This window comes from Aminipila luticellarii, from assembly GCF_004103735.1.
GTDB classification, from domain to species: Bacteria; Bacillota; Clostridia; order Peptostreptococcales; family Anaerovoracaceae; genus Aminipila; species Aminipila luticellarii.
On record NZ_CP035281.1, the window covers coordinates 17,214 to 33,355 of the forward strand.

Sequence of the window (16,142 nt, forward strand, 5' to 3'; positions counted from 1 at the left end):
GATTCATTTATGTTAATGACAGGAGCTCAGTATATTGAGAGTTTAAGAAAATTAAATACAAGAGTCTATATGTTCGGTGAGAAGATAGAAAATTGGGTGGATCACCCCATAATCCGGCCTTCCATCAACTGTGTGGCGATGACCTATGATCTGGCTCAGGACCCTCAGTATGCAGATTTAATGACAACAAAATCAAGTCTGACCGGGAAGACCATCAACCGGTTCGCTCACCTGCATCAGAGCACGGATGATCTGAAGAAAAAAGTAAAGATGCAGAGGCTGTGCGGCCAGAAAACAGCTTCCTGCTTCCAGAGATGTGTGGGAATGGATGCATTTAATGCGGTATTCTCAACTACATACGAGATCGATCAGAAGTATGGAACTGAGTATCACAAAAACTTTATAGAGTATCTGAAATACATCCAGGAGAAGGACCTGATCGTAGACGGAGCCATGACAGATCCCAAGGGAAACAGAGGAGCGTCTCCAGCCGGGCAGAAAGATGCCGATCTTTTCTTACGGATCGTTGAAAGAAGGGAAGACGGGATCGTTGTAAGAGGAGCCAAGACCCACCAGACCGGGTCCATTAATTCTCATGAGCATTTGATCATGCCGACCATCGCCATGACAGAAGCAGATAAGGACTATGCCGTATCCTTCGCATGTCCGTCCGATGCAGAAGGCCTGTATATGATCTACGGCAGACAGTCCTGTGATACCAGAAAGCTGGAAGAAGGGGCAGATATAGACCTTGGGAACAAGGAATACGGCGGACAGGAAGCGTTAGTGGTCTTTGATAATGTGTTCATTCCCAAAGACCGGATCTTCTTATGCGGCGAATATGATTTTGCAGGCATGATGGTAGAGCGATTCGCAGGATATCACAGGCAATCCTACGGCGGATGTAAGGTAGGAGTAGGAGATGTGGTGATCGGGGCGGCCGCACTGGCAGCAGACTATAATGGAGCCCAGAAGGCGTCCCATATAAAGGATAAGCTAATAGAGATGACCCATTTGAATGAGACCCTGTATTGCTGCGGAATCGCCTGTTCCTCAGAAGGATATCCGACGGCAGCAGGAAACTATCAGATCGATCTGCTCTTAGCCAATGTATGCAAGCAGAACATCACCAGATTTCCATATGAGATCGTAAGGCTGGCAGAAGATATTGCAGGGGGGCTGATGGTGACCATGCCGTCGGAGAAGGACTTTAAGTCGGAGACTGTAGTAGGAAAGAATGGAGAGACCATAGGAGATATCTGTAATAAGTATTTTGCCGGATCGCCGGAATATACCACGGAAGAGAGAATGAGGATCTTGAGATTCCTAGAGAACATCTGTCTGGGATCAGCCGCAGTAGGCTACCGGACAGAATCCATGCATGGAGCGGGATCACCGCAGGCGCAGAGGATCATGATCTCCCGTCAGGGTAATATCAATGCTAAAAAAGAGCTGGCTAAAACTATTGCAGGAATTAAATAAACGAAAACAGGTAAATAAAGACAGATACAATTTTTAGGAGGTATGAAATGCACGATGTAGTAATTGTAGCGGGGTGCAGAACACCCATTGGAACCATAGGAGGACAATTTAAAGATATAACATCTCTGGATCTCTCTATTCCAGTGATGCAGAATCTGGTGAAAAGAGCAGGCATAGATCCCGCTATTATTGAAGATGTCATCTGGGGATGTAATTATCAGAGGACCTATCTTGAAAACAATCTGGCAAGGGTAGCTTTGGTAAAGGCAGGATTGCCAACCTCAGTCCCCGGTGTCACCATACATAGAAACTGTACCTCTTCCATGTCATCTATACAGATGGGGTATTATCAGATAAAAGCAGGGGAGGCAGACTGTATCATGGCGGGAGGCGCAGACAGCATGAGTGCAGCGCCTCATATGGTGTTCGGCGCAAGATTTGGTAAAAAATTCGGGCATATGGAGCTGAGAGATTCCATGTGGGATTCTTTAACGAATTTAGGTGTGGGTCCTGCCATGGGAATAACCGCAGAGAACGTAGCAGAAAGATATGGAATTACAAGAGAAATGCAGGATGAGTATGCACTGTTATCACAAAAAAGAGCGGTACAAGCCATAGACAGCGGAAAGTTCAAAGAGGAGATCATCCCTGTAGCAGTAAAAAACAGAAAAGGCGAGACGGTGTATGATACGGATGAATATCCTAAGAGAGATGCCAGTATAGAGGGATTAAAGAAATTGAAGACTACTTTTAAAGAGAATGGAACGGTTACAGCTGGCAATGCTTCAGGGATGAACGATGCAGCGTCAGGTGTAATTCTGATGAGCGAAGAAAAGGCGAAAGAACTTGGAATTCCTGTTATAGCAAAGGTTTTAGCTGTGGCAACAACAGGTGTAGACCCGGAAGTAATGGGAATTGGCCCAATCAGTTCTTCAGAGAAAGCCTTAAGCAGAGCAGGTCTGAAAATTGGGGATATAGATTTGTTTGAAATAAATGAGGCCTTTGCCGCTCAGTGTCTGGCCTGTGAAAAGGAACTTGGAATAGATCGGGAAAAATTAAATGTAAACGGCGGCGGAATCTCTTTGGGACATCCGGTAGGTGCGACAGGGTCCCGACTAGTGGTCACTCTTATGAATGAACTTAAAAAAAGAGATAAGAAATATGGTCTGGCGACTCTTTGCGCAGGGGGAGGTATGGGAACAGCAGTTATAATCGAAATGAAGTAAGCTGGTAGAATAAAAGGTTTAACAGGTCAGCCGCAGTTTGTTGCAAATTTGCAACAAACTGCGGCTGATTTTGATAAATAAGGCTTATAGCTGATATAAAAATTTATTTGTCAAAGAAGAAAGGAGAAAATTTATGATAAACTTTGAATTCAGTATGAGTACACAAATTATTTTTGGAAGAGGAGCTCAGCTGAAAGTAGGGCAATTAGTGAATCCATATGGGAAAAAAGTTTTATTGCACTATGGAAGTGATCGAATAGAAAAAAATGGCGTTTTGGAACAATTAATCTCCATTTTAAAAGGTCAGGGGATTAAGTATCGGAAATTTGGCGGTGTTAAATCAAATCCCGATGTGGAACTGGCTCAACAAGGAGCAAAAATCTGTAAAGAGGAAAAAATTGATATGATCCTGGCTATTGGCGGAGGAAGCGTAATCGATTCGGCAAAAGCCATCGCCGTAGGGTCTTGTACAGAGCAATTGATATGGGATATTTATAAAAATTCTCTTAAGGTTCAAGAGGCATTGCCCATAGGGGCAGTAGTGACAATACCGGCTTCTGCCAGTGAATCTAACGCCATGTCGGTTTTATCCAATTACGGTACCCACGAAAAGAAAGCCTTTTACTGTAGAAAAACGTTACCTAAATTTGCTGTATTAAATCCCGAATATACGGTGAGTCTGTCAGCGTATAACACCGCAGTCACAGCAATTGATATTTTTTCCCATGCTTTTGAGCGGTACTTTGATTTAAGAAGAGACAGCTTTCTTTGGGACTCCATGTGTGAATCTGTTATGAAAGCGGTAATTCAGATTGCACCTGAAATCATGAAAAAGCCTCAAGACTACGAACTTAGAAGTGAAATGATGTGGGCCGCCAGTGTAGCTCATAATAATATGCTTGGACCGGGAGGAGATTTCGCATCTCACGGACTGGCTCATGTTCTGACTGCCGAATATGGGCTCCCGCACGGAGCCGCTCTGGCTGTTATAATGCCTGCGTGGTGCAGATATATCATAGGCAGACATGAGAAAAAGTTTCAGACCTTCGGAAGGAATGTATGGAATGTAGACAGCGGAGAGAAAGCGATACAAGCTTTTATACAGTTTATACAGAAATTGGGGCTGGCATCTGATTTTAAACTGGCAGGGATTAAAAATGCAGATATCAATAGACTGGCTTCATTGGCCTGTGAAGGAGATGCTTTGACGCTGGGAGGCGGAATCGAAGAAATAGATAAAAGGGCAGCCGCAGAAATTTATAAAATAGCGAATGAAACTGTTGCATAACTGCAATGAAATTTAAGATTTGCAACAAATATTTGCAAAATTTAAACTTACTAAATGAAAAACAGGAGATCCTGAGATTTTAACGGACTTATTTTTAGCATATGGTTTGGCATACAAATTGCAATTAATAATCAGTGTAATGTAGCTGTGATTAGAATCATTTAGAATTATTTAAGATGGGAGGGGAGTTGTCAACAGTAATTTGACAACTAAAAAGTTATGGCAAAATCAATAGTAGCAATAGCAAAGGATCCAAGCATAGACGTAATGGTAGACCAGGTATTGAAAGAACTTGGCGGGGCAGAAAAACTTATTAAAAAAAACTCAACGGTAATCATCAAACCAAATGCAGGACATTTAGGTGCACCGGGAACCAGTATCAATACGAATCATGAACTGCTGAGATCTGTCATTAAAGCCGTGAAAAAAGCAGGTGCCAAAAGAGTTGTCGTAGGTGAAGCAGCCGCTATCGGATGTGATACAATGGCATGCTTTGAGTCTGCAGGCCATGCGCAGGTTGCAAGAGATGAAGGGGTAGAGCTTTACGACATCAAGTCAGACAAAGACTTAGTAAAAGTACAGATTCGGGATGCTCATTCTGACATTACCTATGTAATGCTGCCTAAACTTCTGCTGGAAGCAGAACACATCATTAATTTACCGGTGTTCAAGTCACATGCCAGTATGGTATTCAGCTGTGCTTTAAAAAACATTAAGGGAGTAGTCCAAGATAAAGTGCACTATGAAATGCATAAAACGAATCTTGCCATGGCCATGATGGATATCTGGTCTGTGGTAAGGGCAGATTTGACAATTGCAGACTTGATTTATCCCGCAGAGGGCTTTGGACCTCATTCAGCAGTACCTCTTGACTTTGGCTGTGTAGTGGCCAGTAAAGATCCGGTTGCACTAGATGCAACAGCCTGCCGAATGGTCGGACTTGACATTGGGTTGGTAGATTATTTTGAAGCCGCCAGACAAAGAGGGCTTGGAACAAGTGATGAAAAAAATATAATTGTAAAGGGAAAAACGATTAAAGAAGTATATAAGAAAATGTGGCTTCCATATCTTGAAAAGTTTGATACTTGGCCAGAATATAACATTATGCATGAAAATTCATGTTCAAGCTGTCAGTCCTTGGTTGCTTTCACTATGGAAAAATTGAAAGCCCTGGGTGAATATGATAAAAATAAAGATGCAGTTATCGTACTGGGAGCTAAAAAGTCTATTCCTGAAGACATACCTCCTGAGAGTTTAATCCTGTGTGGTAATTGTACGGCAAAATACAGGGGAAGAGGTGTAGCTGTTCACGGCTGTCCGCCGTCAGAGCCTCATATCGCCTGGGCCATCATAGACAGAAAAGATCAGACTGAGATCGGACCTGGTTTCCGAGAAAGAATGGCGGCAGAAGAACCAATTTGGAATGCATACATCGATAAGATCGTGGCAGAGAAGAGAGTTGCAGAAGAAGCCAATAGAGAAAAGGACACAAAATAGTATTTGTTTATTTAACTTTTATGGAGGTACAATATGTCTGTTGAAAATAAGAATCAATTGGCGAGTGAAAATACAAGTTTAAACTTTTCTAAGGGATGGGGAATTATCATATACTGTATGATTATGTTTTTTTTCCTTATAGGTTTTTCAATTGACGGTTTAAATATAGTAGCACCTGCTTTTGCCAAAAAAAGTGGAATTGAGTATGCTGATGTACTGGGTTTATCGACATATGCAGGACTTATTGGGCTTTTTGCTTATGTCATAGTTGGAAAGATTAATGATTCTATAGGGTCAAGGATTACGTCTGGTATTTGTATGATTGGTGCAGGCGCATCATATATTTTTTGGGGACACGCTGAAAATATATTGCAGTATGGTATAGGACTGACTTTAGTTACTAGCTTTATAAATGGCGCAGCTTACATTGCTGGAGGCTCATTGGTTACACAGTGGTTTCCTAAGAAAAAGGGGCTGGTAAATGGAATCACTACTATGGGACATAATATGGGATCTGCTTTTTATGTTCCTCTTATCAGCTTTTTAATCGGTGTATATGGCATGGCAAAAGGAATGACATGTACTGGTGTAATCGCAATAATAGTAGGTATATTAGGCATTTTATTTGTTCGTAACTTGCCTCAAGAACGAGGTTTATATCCAGATAATGTGACAAAAGAAGTTTATGAAAAAGAATATTTTCAAAGCAGTGATGAAGAAGAATGCAGCACTTGGACAATAGTAAAATTATTAAAAACAAAAGAGCTTTGGTTAGTAGCAATTGTAATTGGTGTTAATCAGCTTGTAACTACTGGCGTAATGAGCCAAATGGTTGTAAGAAATATTGGATTGGGCTTTGCACCTGCAAAAGCCGTAGGATTAATGACTGTCTGCGCATGCGTTGGAGTATGCGGAAGTTATTTATTTGGATGGATCGACCAAAAGCTTGGAGTTAAAAAAGCTGTATTACTTTTTCTTGTATGGTATTGTATTGCTCTTTTCATCAATATTACAGATACAACAATAGGAGTATATATATCAGTTGCTATGATTGGAGTGGCTATAGGAGCTTCTGCTAACTTTATGATTTCCCTGCCCGCATCTGTTTTCGGTCGGCATGGTTTTTCAAAAGTATACGCAGTATATTTCCCTATCATGAATGCAATTCTTATGAGTAATTATGTTATAAATGCGCAAGCCATCAGAGTAACCGGGAGTTTAAGAGGTGCCTATATGGTATTTATCGGTTTATTAATTGTAAATATTATTCTGATCAGTCTTATTGATACAAGAAAATACAATAAGGATTATATGAAAGAAGACGAAATATTAAACAAATAAGGAGACAAGATGTTAGAAACCAGAAGATCAAATCATAAAAATAAAGTCATTTTAACCGTTGCATTGACAGGAGCAATTCCTACCAAAAAGGATCATGCCAATTTGCCTACACAGCCTGAGGAAATAGCCAAGGCTGCAATTGAATGTTACGAAGCAGGGGCAAGCGTGGTGCATATACACGTAAGAGACGATGATGATAAATCCAGCATGTGCTTTGAAAAATTTAAAGAAACAGTTGAATTGATAAGAGCTGCAAAATGCCCGATCCTTCTCAATTTAACGACTTCAGGTGCGCAGAATCAGACGTATGAAGACAGAATTAAACCGTTCAGAGAATTGAAACCAGATCTTGCTTCTTTTGATGCAGGAACCATGAATTGGCTTAACAGTGATGTTTTCATGAATGAGCCTAAGTTTTTGGAAGTTCTGGGAACTGAAATGCAGAAAGTAAACGTAAAACCTGAAATAGAGGTCTTTGATATGGGAATGTTGAACAATGCCCTTTATTACATAAAAAAAGGAATCATAAAAGAACCGGCTCACTTTCAATTATGCCTGGGAGCACCGGGAGGAATGCAGGCCACCGCAGAAAGCCTGCTGTATCTGGTAAACCACCTGCCTGAAGACTGTACCTGGAGTACCTTTGGAATCGGAAAAGGCGCAATGGAAATCACTATGGCAGCTTTGGCTCTGGGCGGGAATATCCGGGTAGGGTTAGAAGACAACGTGTATTATCATTATGGCCAGCTGGCAAAATCCAATGTAGATTTTGTAGAGCGAGTTAAGCGTCTGGCTCATGAAATGAATAAAACAATAGCCACTCCGGAAGAAGCAAAAGAAATCTTAAAAATAAAGTAATGAGAGACCATACCTCTGAGGATTTTTCCTCAGAGGTATGGTTAAAAAGGACTGATACAATGGAAAGAAAACACATAGAACAACTTTTAGAAAATGTAGCCGCTGGTAAATTAAAAGTAAAAGATGCTGTCAGTAAGCTGGAAACGCTGCCTTTTGAAGATATAGGATTTGCCAGCATTGATAATCACAGAAATATCAGATCCGGGTATCCTGAGGTGATCTTTTGTCAGGGCAAAACTTGTGAACAGGTAGCAGAAATTATGCTGAAGCTTTCAAAAGATAATAATAATGTTATGGGAACAAGAGCAGATAAACAGCAGTATGAGGCAGTAAAGGAAGTGCTTCCTGATGCTGTTTATTTCAAGGAGGCAAGAATCATTTTATTCAGCAGAAATCCGCGAATCAAGGAAAAAGGATATATTGCGGTAGTTTCTGCGGGCACAGCGGATATTCCGGTCGCTGAAGAAGCGGCTTTGACTGCTGAGATTCTGGGGAATACAGTGGAGCGCGTCTATGATGTGGGTGTGGCTGGTATACATCGGCTTTTTGCCAAATTAGATCTCATAAGGAGTGCAAATGTGGTTATTGTGGTAGCAGGTATGGAGGGAGCATTGGCAAGCGTTGTGGGCGGAATGGTGGACAGGCCTGTTGTGGCAGTTCCTACAAGTATCGGGTATGGATCTAATCTGGGAGGATTATCCGCGCTGCTCTCTATGCTTAACAGCTGTGCAAACGGTGTAGGTGTTGTAAACATAGATAATGGCTTTGGAGCAGGATATCTGGCGGCAATTATAAACAGGCAAAAATAAGAAATGCACACCAATAAGATGAAATCATGTTGATGTGCATTATTTGTATAATAAATTATGTCTTTTTAACGATGCGCTTTTATTTCATTGTAGTTAATGTTATACTGCTTGATCTTCCGGGAGACTGTCGATGCGTTAACATGAAGTAAAGCACCTGCCTCACGAAGATTTTTTGTTTTTCTTAAAGCTTCTTCAATAAGTGCTTTTTCGTGTAATTCAACGGAATCATTCAGGGTTCCCACGGGCTCTTCAGGAGCCAGTGCACTATTGGATATGTCTAAAAGACCTTTTATCAAATCATCATCTACTTCTCCGATACCGGAACTGCATATCGTCAGATACTCGATGACGTTCTCCAGCTCCCTGATATTTCCAGGCCAGTTATAATGCTCAAAAAATATGATCTGCGCAGGATTAAGGGAAATATATTTATGATGCTTTTCCGTATACATTTTAACGAAGAAATCGCATAAGGGTTTTATATCAGCAATGCGTTCCCGGAGAGGCGGAATGTGAATCGGAATGACATTTAATCGATAGTACAGGTCACTTCTGAATTGTCCGTTCTTAATTTTTTCTTTTAGATTGCTGTTTGTCAAGGCTATAAATCTGATATCTAAAGGAATGGTTTTAGTACCGCCAATTCTGGTAATTTCTTTGTTTTGAATTGCCCGCAGGAGCTTTACCTGCAAATCCATCGGCATATCTCCAATTTCATCGAGCATAAGAGTACCGTTATTGGACAACTCAAAAAGACCCTGCTTGCCGGAAGCGCTGGCACCGGAGAAAGCGCCCTTTTCGTATCCAAAAAGCTCTGATTCCAAAAGGGTGGCAGGAATAGAGGCACAATTTACTTTGATAAAAGGTTTATCCTTTCTGCTGCTTTTCTTGTAGAGTTCATCTGCTACAATTTCTTTCCCTACGCCGGATTCTCCTGTAATGAGAACGGTAGCATCTGTATCTGCAACTTTGTCTATAATATTCCATACTTTTTTTAGAGAAATAGATGCACCGACCAGACGAGCCGGTTCATCCGGTAAGGCATTGTCCACAATTCGAATCGTAGATTTAGAATCTACAGATTTCAATTCTGTTAAAAATCTGCCATAGTCGTTGTGGAGTGCGTGAAGAGACAAAATAGGTCTGCTGCTCACGACAACCTGATGCAGCTTTTTATTTTCATCAAAGATAGGAACGCCCACCGCATAACCAACTCGCGGAGGCCTGGTACGGTAAGTGGTAGATAATCTGAAAATTTTTTCCTTATGTTTTATAACGTCAAGGGTGGCACCCCCTGTAAACACTTTTTCTTTTATCAGGTCAGCAGTTCGTCTGTTCAGAACTTCTTCCGGCGTTATACCGGTATTTTGAAAATGGGCAGGATTTACATATAGAACGACACCATTTTCATCTGTAATAAAGATACTGTCATCCAAATTGTCAACAACCTCTTTAAAATCTATGCCTTTATCTAAAAAAACACCAAGGTCATTAAAAATTTCCTGTACCAGAGTATCAGCAGGATGATTTTTCAGCTGCAATTCCAGATTTTTGACTTTTTCCCTGATCTTACAAATAGCTAATACTTGATCCATAAAATGCCTCCATGTTTTTTATTTCAAGGTTATTATAACTTTAAATCTTACTAAATATTATAGCAGAAAAGCATGGCAAAGAAAAGGTCAACAGAGAATCCAGCAATAATTGTTGCAATACCGCAACAAAATTGTGTAATTGCAATGATTTCTGCAATGAAGGACGCAATAACTGCGAAAATAGCTTAAGTCAATTTTGGCACATTACTTGCTATATATAATATTGAAACAATGCTACATTACAAAAAAATAGTATAGAAATCAAAGGAAAAGGAGACAAAACAAATGGGAAAATTAAAATTAGTTGACTTATCACATCCTTTTGGACAGGGAAATCCGCTTTGGCCATCAAACGGAGATTTTCATATTGACCGTGTTCAGCATATGCCAATGCATTACAGGCTTTTACAGACTTTTAATGATTTTCATATGCACAACAGTACGCATGCAGATTCACCTTCACACGTTATTCCGGAAGGAGCATATACGCATGAACTTCCGCTGGAAAACTATTATGGCGATGCAGTTATCGTCAGCATTCCCAAGAAAAAGTGGGAACTGATTACGGTTGCAGATCTTGAAAACGCAAAACCGGAGATCAGAGAAGGAGATATCGTTATCATCAATACAGGAAGTCATAAGTACTGGGGTGAAAACGACAACTATTTTATGTACAGTCCGGGACTTTCAATAGAAGGAGCAAAATGGCTGGTTGAGAAAAAAATTAAAGCACTGGGTGTTGACATGCAGGCACTGGATCACCCATGCTATACCTATATGATTGATCATGGCCCGGGTCCATATGTTCCAAGGTTAATTGAAGAATATACCGCAGAATTTGGACACCCGCCAATTGAAGATTTCCCTGAATGGGAACCTGTACATGATATTCTTTTGAGGAACAATGTTATGGGCATTGAAAATGTCGGCGGAGATATTGAAATGGTTACAGGAAAAAGATGTACCATATCAGCATTCCCTTTGAGATGGTATAAAGGAGACGGATCGATTGTCAGAATGGTAGCGTTTATTGACGAAGACGATTTAGTGCCAGGTGTAGCACCGAGGGAATATAAGTGGGGAGTTTATTAATAGCATGAATCAGAATAAGAATATAGCTGTCTTAGGTGCAGGTAAAATGGGCCTTGGGATTACACAGCTTTTTGCCAGCAAAGGCTACCCTGTAAAAGTCATTTATGTTTTTGATGATAAAAAACGTGGAAATGCTTTAGATATTTTGAAAACAAATTTAAGTGTTTTGTGTGAAAATAATGTTATAAAGGAACAGGATATTAGTGATATACTTGGTAGAATAACGTTTACAGAAGATATGGAAGAGGCTGCCAAATCAGCTGATATTATCTTTGAGTGCATTTTGGAAGACCTTAAAGTAAAGCAGGATTACTTTGCAACATTGGATAAGCTTTGCCCTGAAAATACAATTTTAGCTTCCAATACGTCTGCCATCAGTATTACAGAGATCGCAGAGAAAGCGGTGCATAAGGAAAGAATTATAGGTACACACTACTGGAATCCCGCATATTTAATCCCTTTGGTAGAGGTAATAAAGACAAAGTATGTCTCGGATGAGACCGTAAAGGCAACCTGTAAGCTGCTTGAAGATGCCGGGAAAAAACCTGTTGTCGTTAAAAAGGACGTACCAGGGTTCCTAGCCAACAGGATGCAGCATGCACTATTCAGAGAAGCACTTTCCATAGTAGAAAATGGTATAGCAGATCCCAGCGACGTAGATGATGCCATCAAGTATGGATTTGGAATGCGCCTGGGTGTGTCAGCACCTATGGAGGTGATGGATATGGGGGGATTAGATTTAACTTATTCCATTCACCAATACCTGTTCCCGCATCTTGAAGATTCTCATGAACCATTAAAATATCTGACTGATAAGATGAACAAAGGCGAACTGGGATTTAAAACCGGTAAGGGATTGCAGGAATGGAGCTCTGACAAGATTGAACAGACCCAGAAAAATCTCACAGAAGGATTAATCAAAGTTGCGAAAGCTTTGGATCGGCTTTAACTGAAAAGCAGGACACGAGTCTCCTCTGCCCTGCGATACTATAAAATTTGGATATTATCCGGAAAAGAGGTAAATTTTGTGTGTCAAATACTTTCAGAATCAGCAAATGAAACCAGAATGGTAGCTTTATATGAGACAAAGGAAGAGCTACAGGAATTATTTAACGACGAATTTATGAAACAATATACCAATTTTAATAGTTTCGAGGAATTTACCTTTTCGGGAGCAGTTTTTGTCAACTGGAAAGCCGATTTTATTGTGGAAGACAGAAAGGCATTTGATTGCTGCGTCAGAGGAAAAACTTCTTTTGAAACATGGAAGCAAATGTACGAAAGAGCATATGAATTAAAGAGGGAAATAATATGAAAATACTTTATATCGACTGTTCCTCCGGCATCAGTGGCGATATGACATTAGCGGCATTGGTGGATGCCTGTCAGCAAAAAGAATATCTGATTGGAGAACTAAAAAAACTAAACCTTCCAGGCTACGAATTAATTATAGAAAAAAAAAGCAGAAATTGCATTATGATGACAGACATTGATGTTAAAATTACAGCAGATGAAAGGGAAGAAGAAGAGAGAAACCTTCTGGAAATCTGCCAGTTAATTGATGACAGCGATGTCACACAGAATGCAAAGGAAATAAGCAAGAAGATTTTTAAAGAGATTGCGGAGGCAGAGGCCAGGGTTCATGGAAAGTCCATTGAACAAATTCATTTTCACGAAGTAGGAGCGGTAGATTCCATAGTGGATATAGTGGGTACTGCCGTATTAATTGATTATATAAAACCGGATAAAATTATTTCTTCACCATTGCATGACGGTCATGGGTCTATTACGTGCAGGCACGGGATCATACCAGTTCCTGTTCCTGCTGTGACCGCTATGCTGGAGGGCAGCAATATTCCGGTGATCAATGAAAATGTTGATACGGAATTGGTCACGCCTACCGGATGTGGAATCATTAAGAGCCTTGTTGATGAAATTGGGATCGTAAAGGAAGGTTTCACTGTCGAAAAAGTAGGATACGGTATGGGGAAAAAGGAAACTGGGCTCTTCGGGGCTGTTAGAATCATCATCGGAGAATCCCTATAGGAATAAATCAGAAAAAATCCTTTTACACATAATATCAATATATAGGCGACAATAATAACCGCATTTTTATATGTGGTTATTATTGTCTTTTATAATATGGAAATATCTTTATGATATTGATGGAGTTTCAAAAAAGCCGTAATTTTTACATTGGTATATAAGAATAAAGATGTTATAATAAAGAAACCTACAAAAATACTAGGATAAAGGGACATTAACATTTATAGGTGATAAAAGATAAGGAGACAAAAGAAAAAGATGAAAGAAGAACCCATGAAAAAATATGAGGATTTGAAGAAGTATTTAAAGGGATTGGAAAGCGTAGCTGTAGCCTTTTCCGGCGGTGTAGATTCCACCTTGCTTTTGTATGCCGCCAAGGAGGCACTGGGCGATAACGCCATGGCCATTATAGGCAAGTCTGTATTTGTTCCCGATTCGGAATACTCGGAGGCGGTGGAGTTTGCAGAAAAACACCATATAAAATATGAGGTCCTGAATATGGATGTTTTGTCGGTGGAGGGTATTGAAGACAATCCGGAAAATCGGTGCTACTTGTGCAAAAAAGCTATTTTTTCCGGAATATTGGAAAAAGCCAGAGAAATGAAAATGAAAACGGTAGCGGAAGGTTCTAATATGGATGATACGAAAGATTACAGACCGGGGCGAAAAGCCATAGCGGAGCTTTCCGTAGAAAGCCCCCTGTATGCAGTAACACTGTATAAAAAGGAAATTCGGGAAATTTCTAAAGAATTAGGCTTGCCAACTTGGGACAAGCCGTCACGTGCCTGTCTGGCTTCTCGCTTTGTATATGGAGAAAAGCTTACAGAAGAAGGCCTGAAACGAGTTGAGCTGGCGGAAGAATATTTGCTTGACTTAGGTTATAAACAGCTTAGGGTAAGAACTCACGGTGACTTGGCCCGCATCGAGCTGGAAGAAGCAGATATGGACAGTTTTATGAAAGCCGAGAGAAGGCAGGCTGTTTATGAAAAATTCAAGGAACTTGGATTCGATTATGTGACGCTGGATTTAAAGGGATACAGGATGGGAAGCATGAACATAGGAATATAGGGAGAAAATACTTTCGAAACAAAATATAAAAATCAAAACAAAAAATAAAGCCGAAAGGATGATATTTAAAAATCGCTTTTCGGCTTTTAACCTATTATTTTATTTGGTGTTTGCCATTAAACCAGTACGCAGCCCGGCTCCCGATCAAAGAAAATGCTCTTTGCTGAGGTAGAAAGAGGAATGCCGTAAGCTACTTTTACATCCTTAGGAAAAACTTCGGTCATGACGGCCGTTTTTCCGGCAGAGTAAAAAACACGGTTATCGATTCGATTGTCAGCGGCAATAGATACCGCAGAACCTATCGCAATTCCTAAATCCGTAATATTAAAGGCACAGTTTGCCCCGGCCTGCTTAGCGTAGCCGCAGTTCTCAAAACCGCAGCTTCCGCACTGCTCAAGCCCCAGCGGATTATCCCTTACACCGATTAAAATGATGCAGTGGCTGTTATCCACATTGTCGGCATCCCGATTAAAAAATTCTGTATCGGTTTCCTTCGCGATTCTTCTCATGTCAGCGGACAGCTTTTCTTTTTCTTTTCCATCTAAGATCACGACTTCGATGTTATCGACGCCGCAGCCTTTTGGAGCCGTTCTCGCAGCAGCAGCCATTAAATCGGCAACCGCAAAAGCCGCTCTCTTTTCCGCATCAGTACTGGTACATTTCATATCAAACCCTCCTCATATTTCTGTTTATCTGTTTAAGACCATTATACCACACAGGCAACGTCGCCGTGTGATGCAATGATTCTTTCCCTGCGGCAACGCCGACTTCAATCAATAGAATCATTATACCATGCAAGCAACGTTTGAAGGGATTGTAATTGGATTAAATTTGGTATACAATATAAAGACTTATGAATAATATTGATTTATATTTTTTTATTAAAATAAAAATTTGAAAGGTCGTGAAAAAATGAAAGAGCCAGTTTTGGTGATTATGGCAGCTGGTATGGGCAGCCGGTATGGCGGATTGAAGCAAATGGACCCGGTGGGATCAGCCGGAGAATTGATTATAGATTTTTCTTTATATGACGCGTATTTAGCCGGATTTAAGGAGGTCATCTGTGTCATAAAAAAGGAAATGGAAGAAGACTTTAAAGAACTCATGGAAGGAAGAGCGGCAAGATACCTTCATATTCGTTACGCTTTTCAGGACTTGAATGACCTTCCCGAAGGGTATTCTGTTCCGACGGGCAGGGAGAAGCCCTGGGGAACCTGTCATGCAGTTTTGAGCTGCCGGGACATGATCGACGGACCTTTTGCGGTAATCAATGCAGATGATTACTATGGCCCCGGTGCGTTTCAGAGTATGTATGATTTTCTTTTTCATACGAAGGATGACAGCAAATACAGATACTGCATGATTGGGTATCAGGTGGAAAATACATTGACGGAAAATGGAACAGTTGCCAGGGGTGTCTGCCAGACATCAGGGGAAGGGTTCTTAAATGAAATCACCGAACGAACAAAAATCAAATGGATGGAGGACGGCAGTATCGGCTTTACGGAAGACGAGGGAAAGACGTGGCAAAGGGTTCCGAAGGGAACACCGGTATCCATGAATTTCTGGGGGTTCAGCAGAAGCATAATCGATGAAATGGCAGCAAGATTCCCGCAGTTTTTAGATAAAGCGTTGATAGAAAATCCATTGAAGGGTGAATATTTTCTGCCGCTGGCTGTGGATGCCCTGGTGAAGGAAGGTGCGGCAACGGTAAAGGTTCTAAAATCGGCGGATAAATGGTATGGCGTCACGTACAAAGAGGATAAAGAGCAGGTGGTAGATGCACTGCAGGCATTTAAGGACAAGGGGCTTTATCCGGAAAAGCTTTGGAGATAAATCT

Annotated in this window: 15 protein-coding genes; 13 read left to right on the plus strand and 2 right to left on the minus strand. The window is 40.8% G+C overall.

The genetic code is table 11. From position 1 onward, the window contains the following. Positions 1-9: 9 nt before the first annotated feature. The 7 genes from EQM06_RS00080 to larB all read left to right on the plus strand — a co-directional run bounded on the left by EQM06_RS00080 (position 10) and on the right by larB (position 8,501). Positions 10-1,482 (plus strand): 4-hydroxyphenylacetate 3-hydroxylase family protein, encoded by a 1,473-nt coding sequence (locus EQM06_RS00080; RefSeq protein ID WP_128744398.1) that lies wholly within the window; start codon positions 10-12, stop codon positions 1,480-1,482. A gap of 47 nt (positions 1,483-1,529) precedes the next feature. Then, positions 1,530-2,708 (plus strand): thiolase family protein, encoded by a 1,179-nt coding sequence (locus tag EQM06_RS00085; RefSeq protein WP_128744399.1) that lies wholly within the window; start codon positions 1,530-1,532, stop codon positions 2,706-2,708. Between the two features lie 133 nt (positions 2,709-2,841). Further along, complete coding sequence (locus EQM06_RS00090; protein WP_128744400.1) at positions 2,842-3,996, plus strand: iron-containing alcohol dehydrogenase; 1,155 nt, start codon at positions 2,842-2,844, stop codon at positions 3,994-3,996. 219 nt (positions 3,997-4,215) lie between these two features. Further along, positions 4,216-5,493 (plus strand): DUF362 domain-containing protein, encoded by a 1,278-nt coding sequence (locus EQM06_RS00095; protein ID WP_128744401.1) that lies wholly within the window; start codon positions 4,216-4,218, stop codon positions 5,491-5,493. A gap of 33 nt (positions 5,494-5,526) precedes the next feature. Then, the gene (locus EQM06_RS00100) at positions 5,527-6,834 is read left to right on the plus strand and encodes an MFS transporter (RefSeq protein ID WP_128744402.1); all 1,308 of its coding nucleotides are present in this window, start codon (positions 5,527-5,529) and stop codon (positions 6,832-6,834) included. Positions 6,835-6,843: 9 nt separating this feature from the next. Continuing rightward, entirely contained in the window at positions 6,844-7,692 is an 849-nt protein-coding gene (locus EQM06_RS00105) for a BKACE family enzyme (RefSeq protein ID WP_128744403.1), read from the plus strand. Positions 7,693-7,751: 59 nt separating this feature from the next. After that, a complete protein-coding gene (gene larB, locus EQM06_RS00110; RefSeq protein WP_128744404.1) occupies positions 7,752-8,501 on the plus strand; it encodes a nickel pincer cofactor biosynthesis protein LarB in 750 nt (249 codons plus the stop codon). Between the two features lie 65 nt (positions 8,502-8,566). Here larB and EQM06_RS00115 read toward each other — a convergent pair whose 3' ends face one another. After that, on the minus strand, positions 8,567-10,096 hold the full coding sequence (locus EQM06_RS00115; protein ID WP_128744405.1) for a sigma-54 interaction domain-containing protein: 1,530 nt from the start codon (positions 10,094-10,096) through the stop codon (positions 8,567-8,569). A gap of 285 nt (positions 10,097-10,381) precedes the next feature. On the opposite strand from EQM06_RS00115, the gene EQM06_RS00120 reads away from it, so the two are divergent. The 5 genes from EQM06_RS00120 to larE all read left to right on the plus strand — a co-directional run bounded on the left by EQM06_RS00120 (position 10,382) and on the right by larE (position 14,302). Continuing rightward, positions 10,382-11,188 (plus strand): cyclase family protein, encoded by an 807-nt coding sequence (locus EQM06_RS00120; protein WP_128744406.1) that lies wholly within the window; start codon positions 10,382-10,384, stop codon positions 11,186-11,188. Between the two features lie 4 nt (positions 11,189-11,192). Beyond that, positions 11,193-12,137 carry a 3-hydroxyacyl-CoA dehydrogenase family protein gene (locus tag EQM06_RS00125; RefSeq protein WP_128744407.1) on the plus strand — a complete coding sequence of 315 codons (945 nt, stop codon included), beginning with the start codon at positions 11,193-11,195 and terminating at the stop codon, positions 12,135-12,137. Positions 12,138-12,215: 78 nt separating this feature from the next. After that, positions 12,216-12,503 carry a hypothetical protein gene (locus EQM06_RS00130; protein WP_128744408.1) on the plus strand — a complete coding sequence of 96 codons (288 nt, stop codon included), beginning with the start codon at positions 12,216-12,218 and terminating at the stop codon, positions 12,501-12,503. Next, complete coding sequence (larC, locus tag EQM06_RS00135; RefSeq protein WP_128744409.1) at positions 12,500-13,234, plus strand: nickel pincer cofactor biosynthesis protein LarC; 735 nt, start codon at positions 12,500-12,502, stop codon at positions 13,232-13,234. The genes EQM06_RS00130 and larC overlap by 4 nt, the downstream gene beginning before the upstream one ends. Positions 13,235-13,492: 258 nt before the next feature. After that, positions 13,493-14,302 (plus strand): ATP-dependent sacrificial sulfur transferase LarE, encoded by an 810-nt coding sequence (larE, locus tag EQM06_RS00140; protein ID WP_128744410.1) that lies wholly within the window; start codon positions 13,493-13,495, stop codon positions 14,300-14,302. 116 nt (positions 14,303-14,418) lie between these two features. Here the strand turns inward: larE and EQM06_RS00145 are convergent, their stop codons facing one another. Then, a complete protein-coding gene (locus EQM06_RS00145; RefSeq protein WP_128744411.1) occupies positions 14,419-14,967 on the minus strand; it encodes a ferredoxin domain-containing protein in 549 nt (182 codons plus the stop codon). Between the two features lie 247 nt (positions 14,968-15,214). On the opposite strand from EQM06_RS00145, the gene EQM06_RS00150 reads away from it, so the two are divergent. Next, positions 15,215-16,138 (plus strand): sugar phosphate nucleotidyltransferase, encoded by a 924-nt coding sequence (locus EQM06_RS00150; protein WP_128744412.1) that lies wholly within the window; start codon positions 15,215-15,217, stop codon positions 16,136-16,138. Positions 16,139-16,142: the final 4 nt, after the last annotated feature.

Excerpts from the sequence above, each read along its gene's own strand:
- EQM06_RS00080 (WP_128744398.1), top strand. The coding sequence starts at position 10 with ATGTTAATGACAGGAGCTCAGTATATTGAGAGTTTAAGAAAATTAAAT.
- EQM06_RS00085 (WP_128744399.1), top strand. The coding sequence starts at position 1,530 with ATGCACGATGTAGTAATTGTAGCGGGGTGCAGAACACCCATTGGAACC.
- EQM06_RS00090 (WP_128744400.1), top strand. The coding sequence starts at position 2,842 with ATGATAAACTTTGAATTCAGTATGAGTACACAAATTATTTTTGGAAGA.
- EQM06_RS00095 (WP_128744401.1), top strand. The coding sequence starts at position 4,216 with ATGGCAAAATCAATAGTAGCAATAGCAAAGGATCCAAGCATAGACGTA.
- EQM06_RS00100 (WP_128744402.1), top strand. The coding sequence starts at position 5,527 with ATGTCTGTTGAAAATAAGAATCAATTGGCGAGTGAAAATACAAGTTTA.
- EQM06_RS00105 (WP_128744403.1), top strand. The coding sequence starts at position 6,844 with ATGTTAGAAACCAGAAGATCAAATCATAAAAATAAAGTCATTTTAACC.
- larB (WP_128744404.1), top strand. The coding sequence starts at position 7,752 with ATGGAAAGAAAACACATAGAACAACTTTTAGAAAATGTAGCCGCTGGT.
- EQM06_RS00115 (WP_128744405.1), bottom strand. The coding sequence starts at position 10,096 with ATGGATCAAGTATTAGCTATTTGTAAGATCAGGGAAAAAGTCAAAAAT.
- EQM06_RS00120 (WP_128744406.1), top strand. The coding sequence starts at position 10,382 with ATGGGAAAATTAAAATTAGTTGACTTATCACATCCTTTTGGACAGGGA.
- EQM06_RS00125 (WP_128744407.1), top strand. The coding sequence starts at position 11,193 with ATGAATCAGAATAAGAATATAGCTGTCTTAGGTGCAGGTAAAATGGGC.
- larC (WP_128744409.1), top strand. The coding sequence starts at position 12,500 with ATGAAAATACTTTATATCGACTGTTCCTCCGGCATCAGTGGCGATATG.
- larE (WP_128744410.1), top strand. The coding sequence starts at position 13,493 with ATGAAAGAAGAACCCATGAAAAAATATGAGGATTTGAAGAAGTATTTA.
- EQM06_RS00145 (WP_128744411.1), bottom strand. The coding sequence starts at position 14,967 with ATGAAATGTACCAGTACTGATGCGGAAAAGAGAGCGGCTTTTGCGGTT.
- EQM06_RS00150 (WP_128744412.1), top strand. The coding sequence starts at position 15,215 with ATGAAAGAGCCAGTTTTGGTGATTATGGCAGCTGGTATGGGCAGCCGG.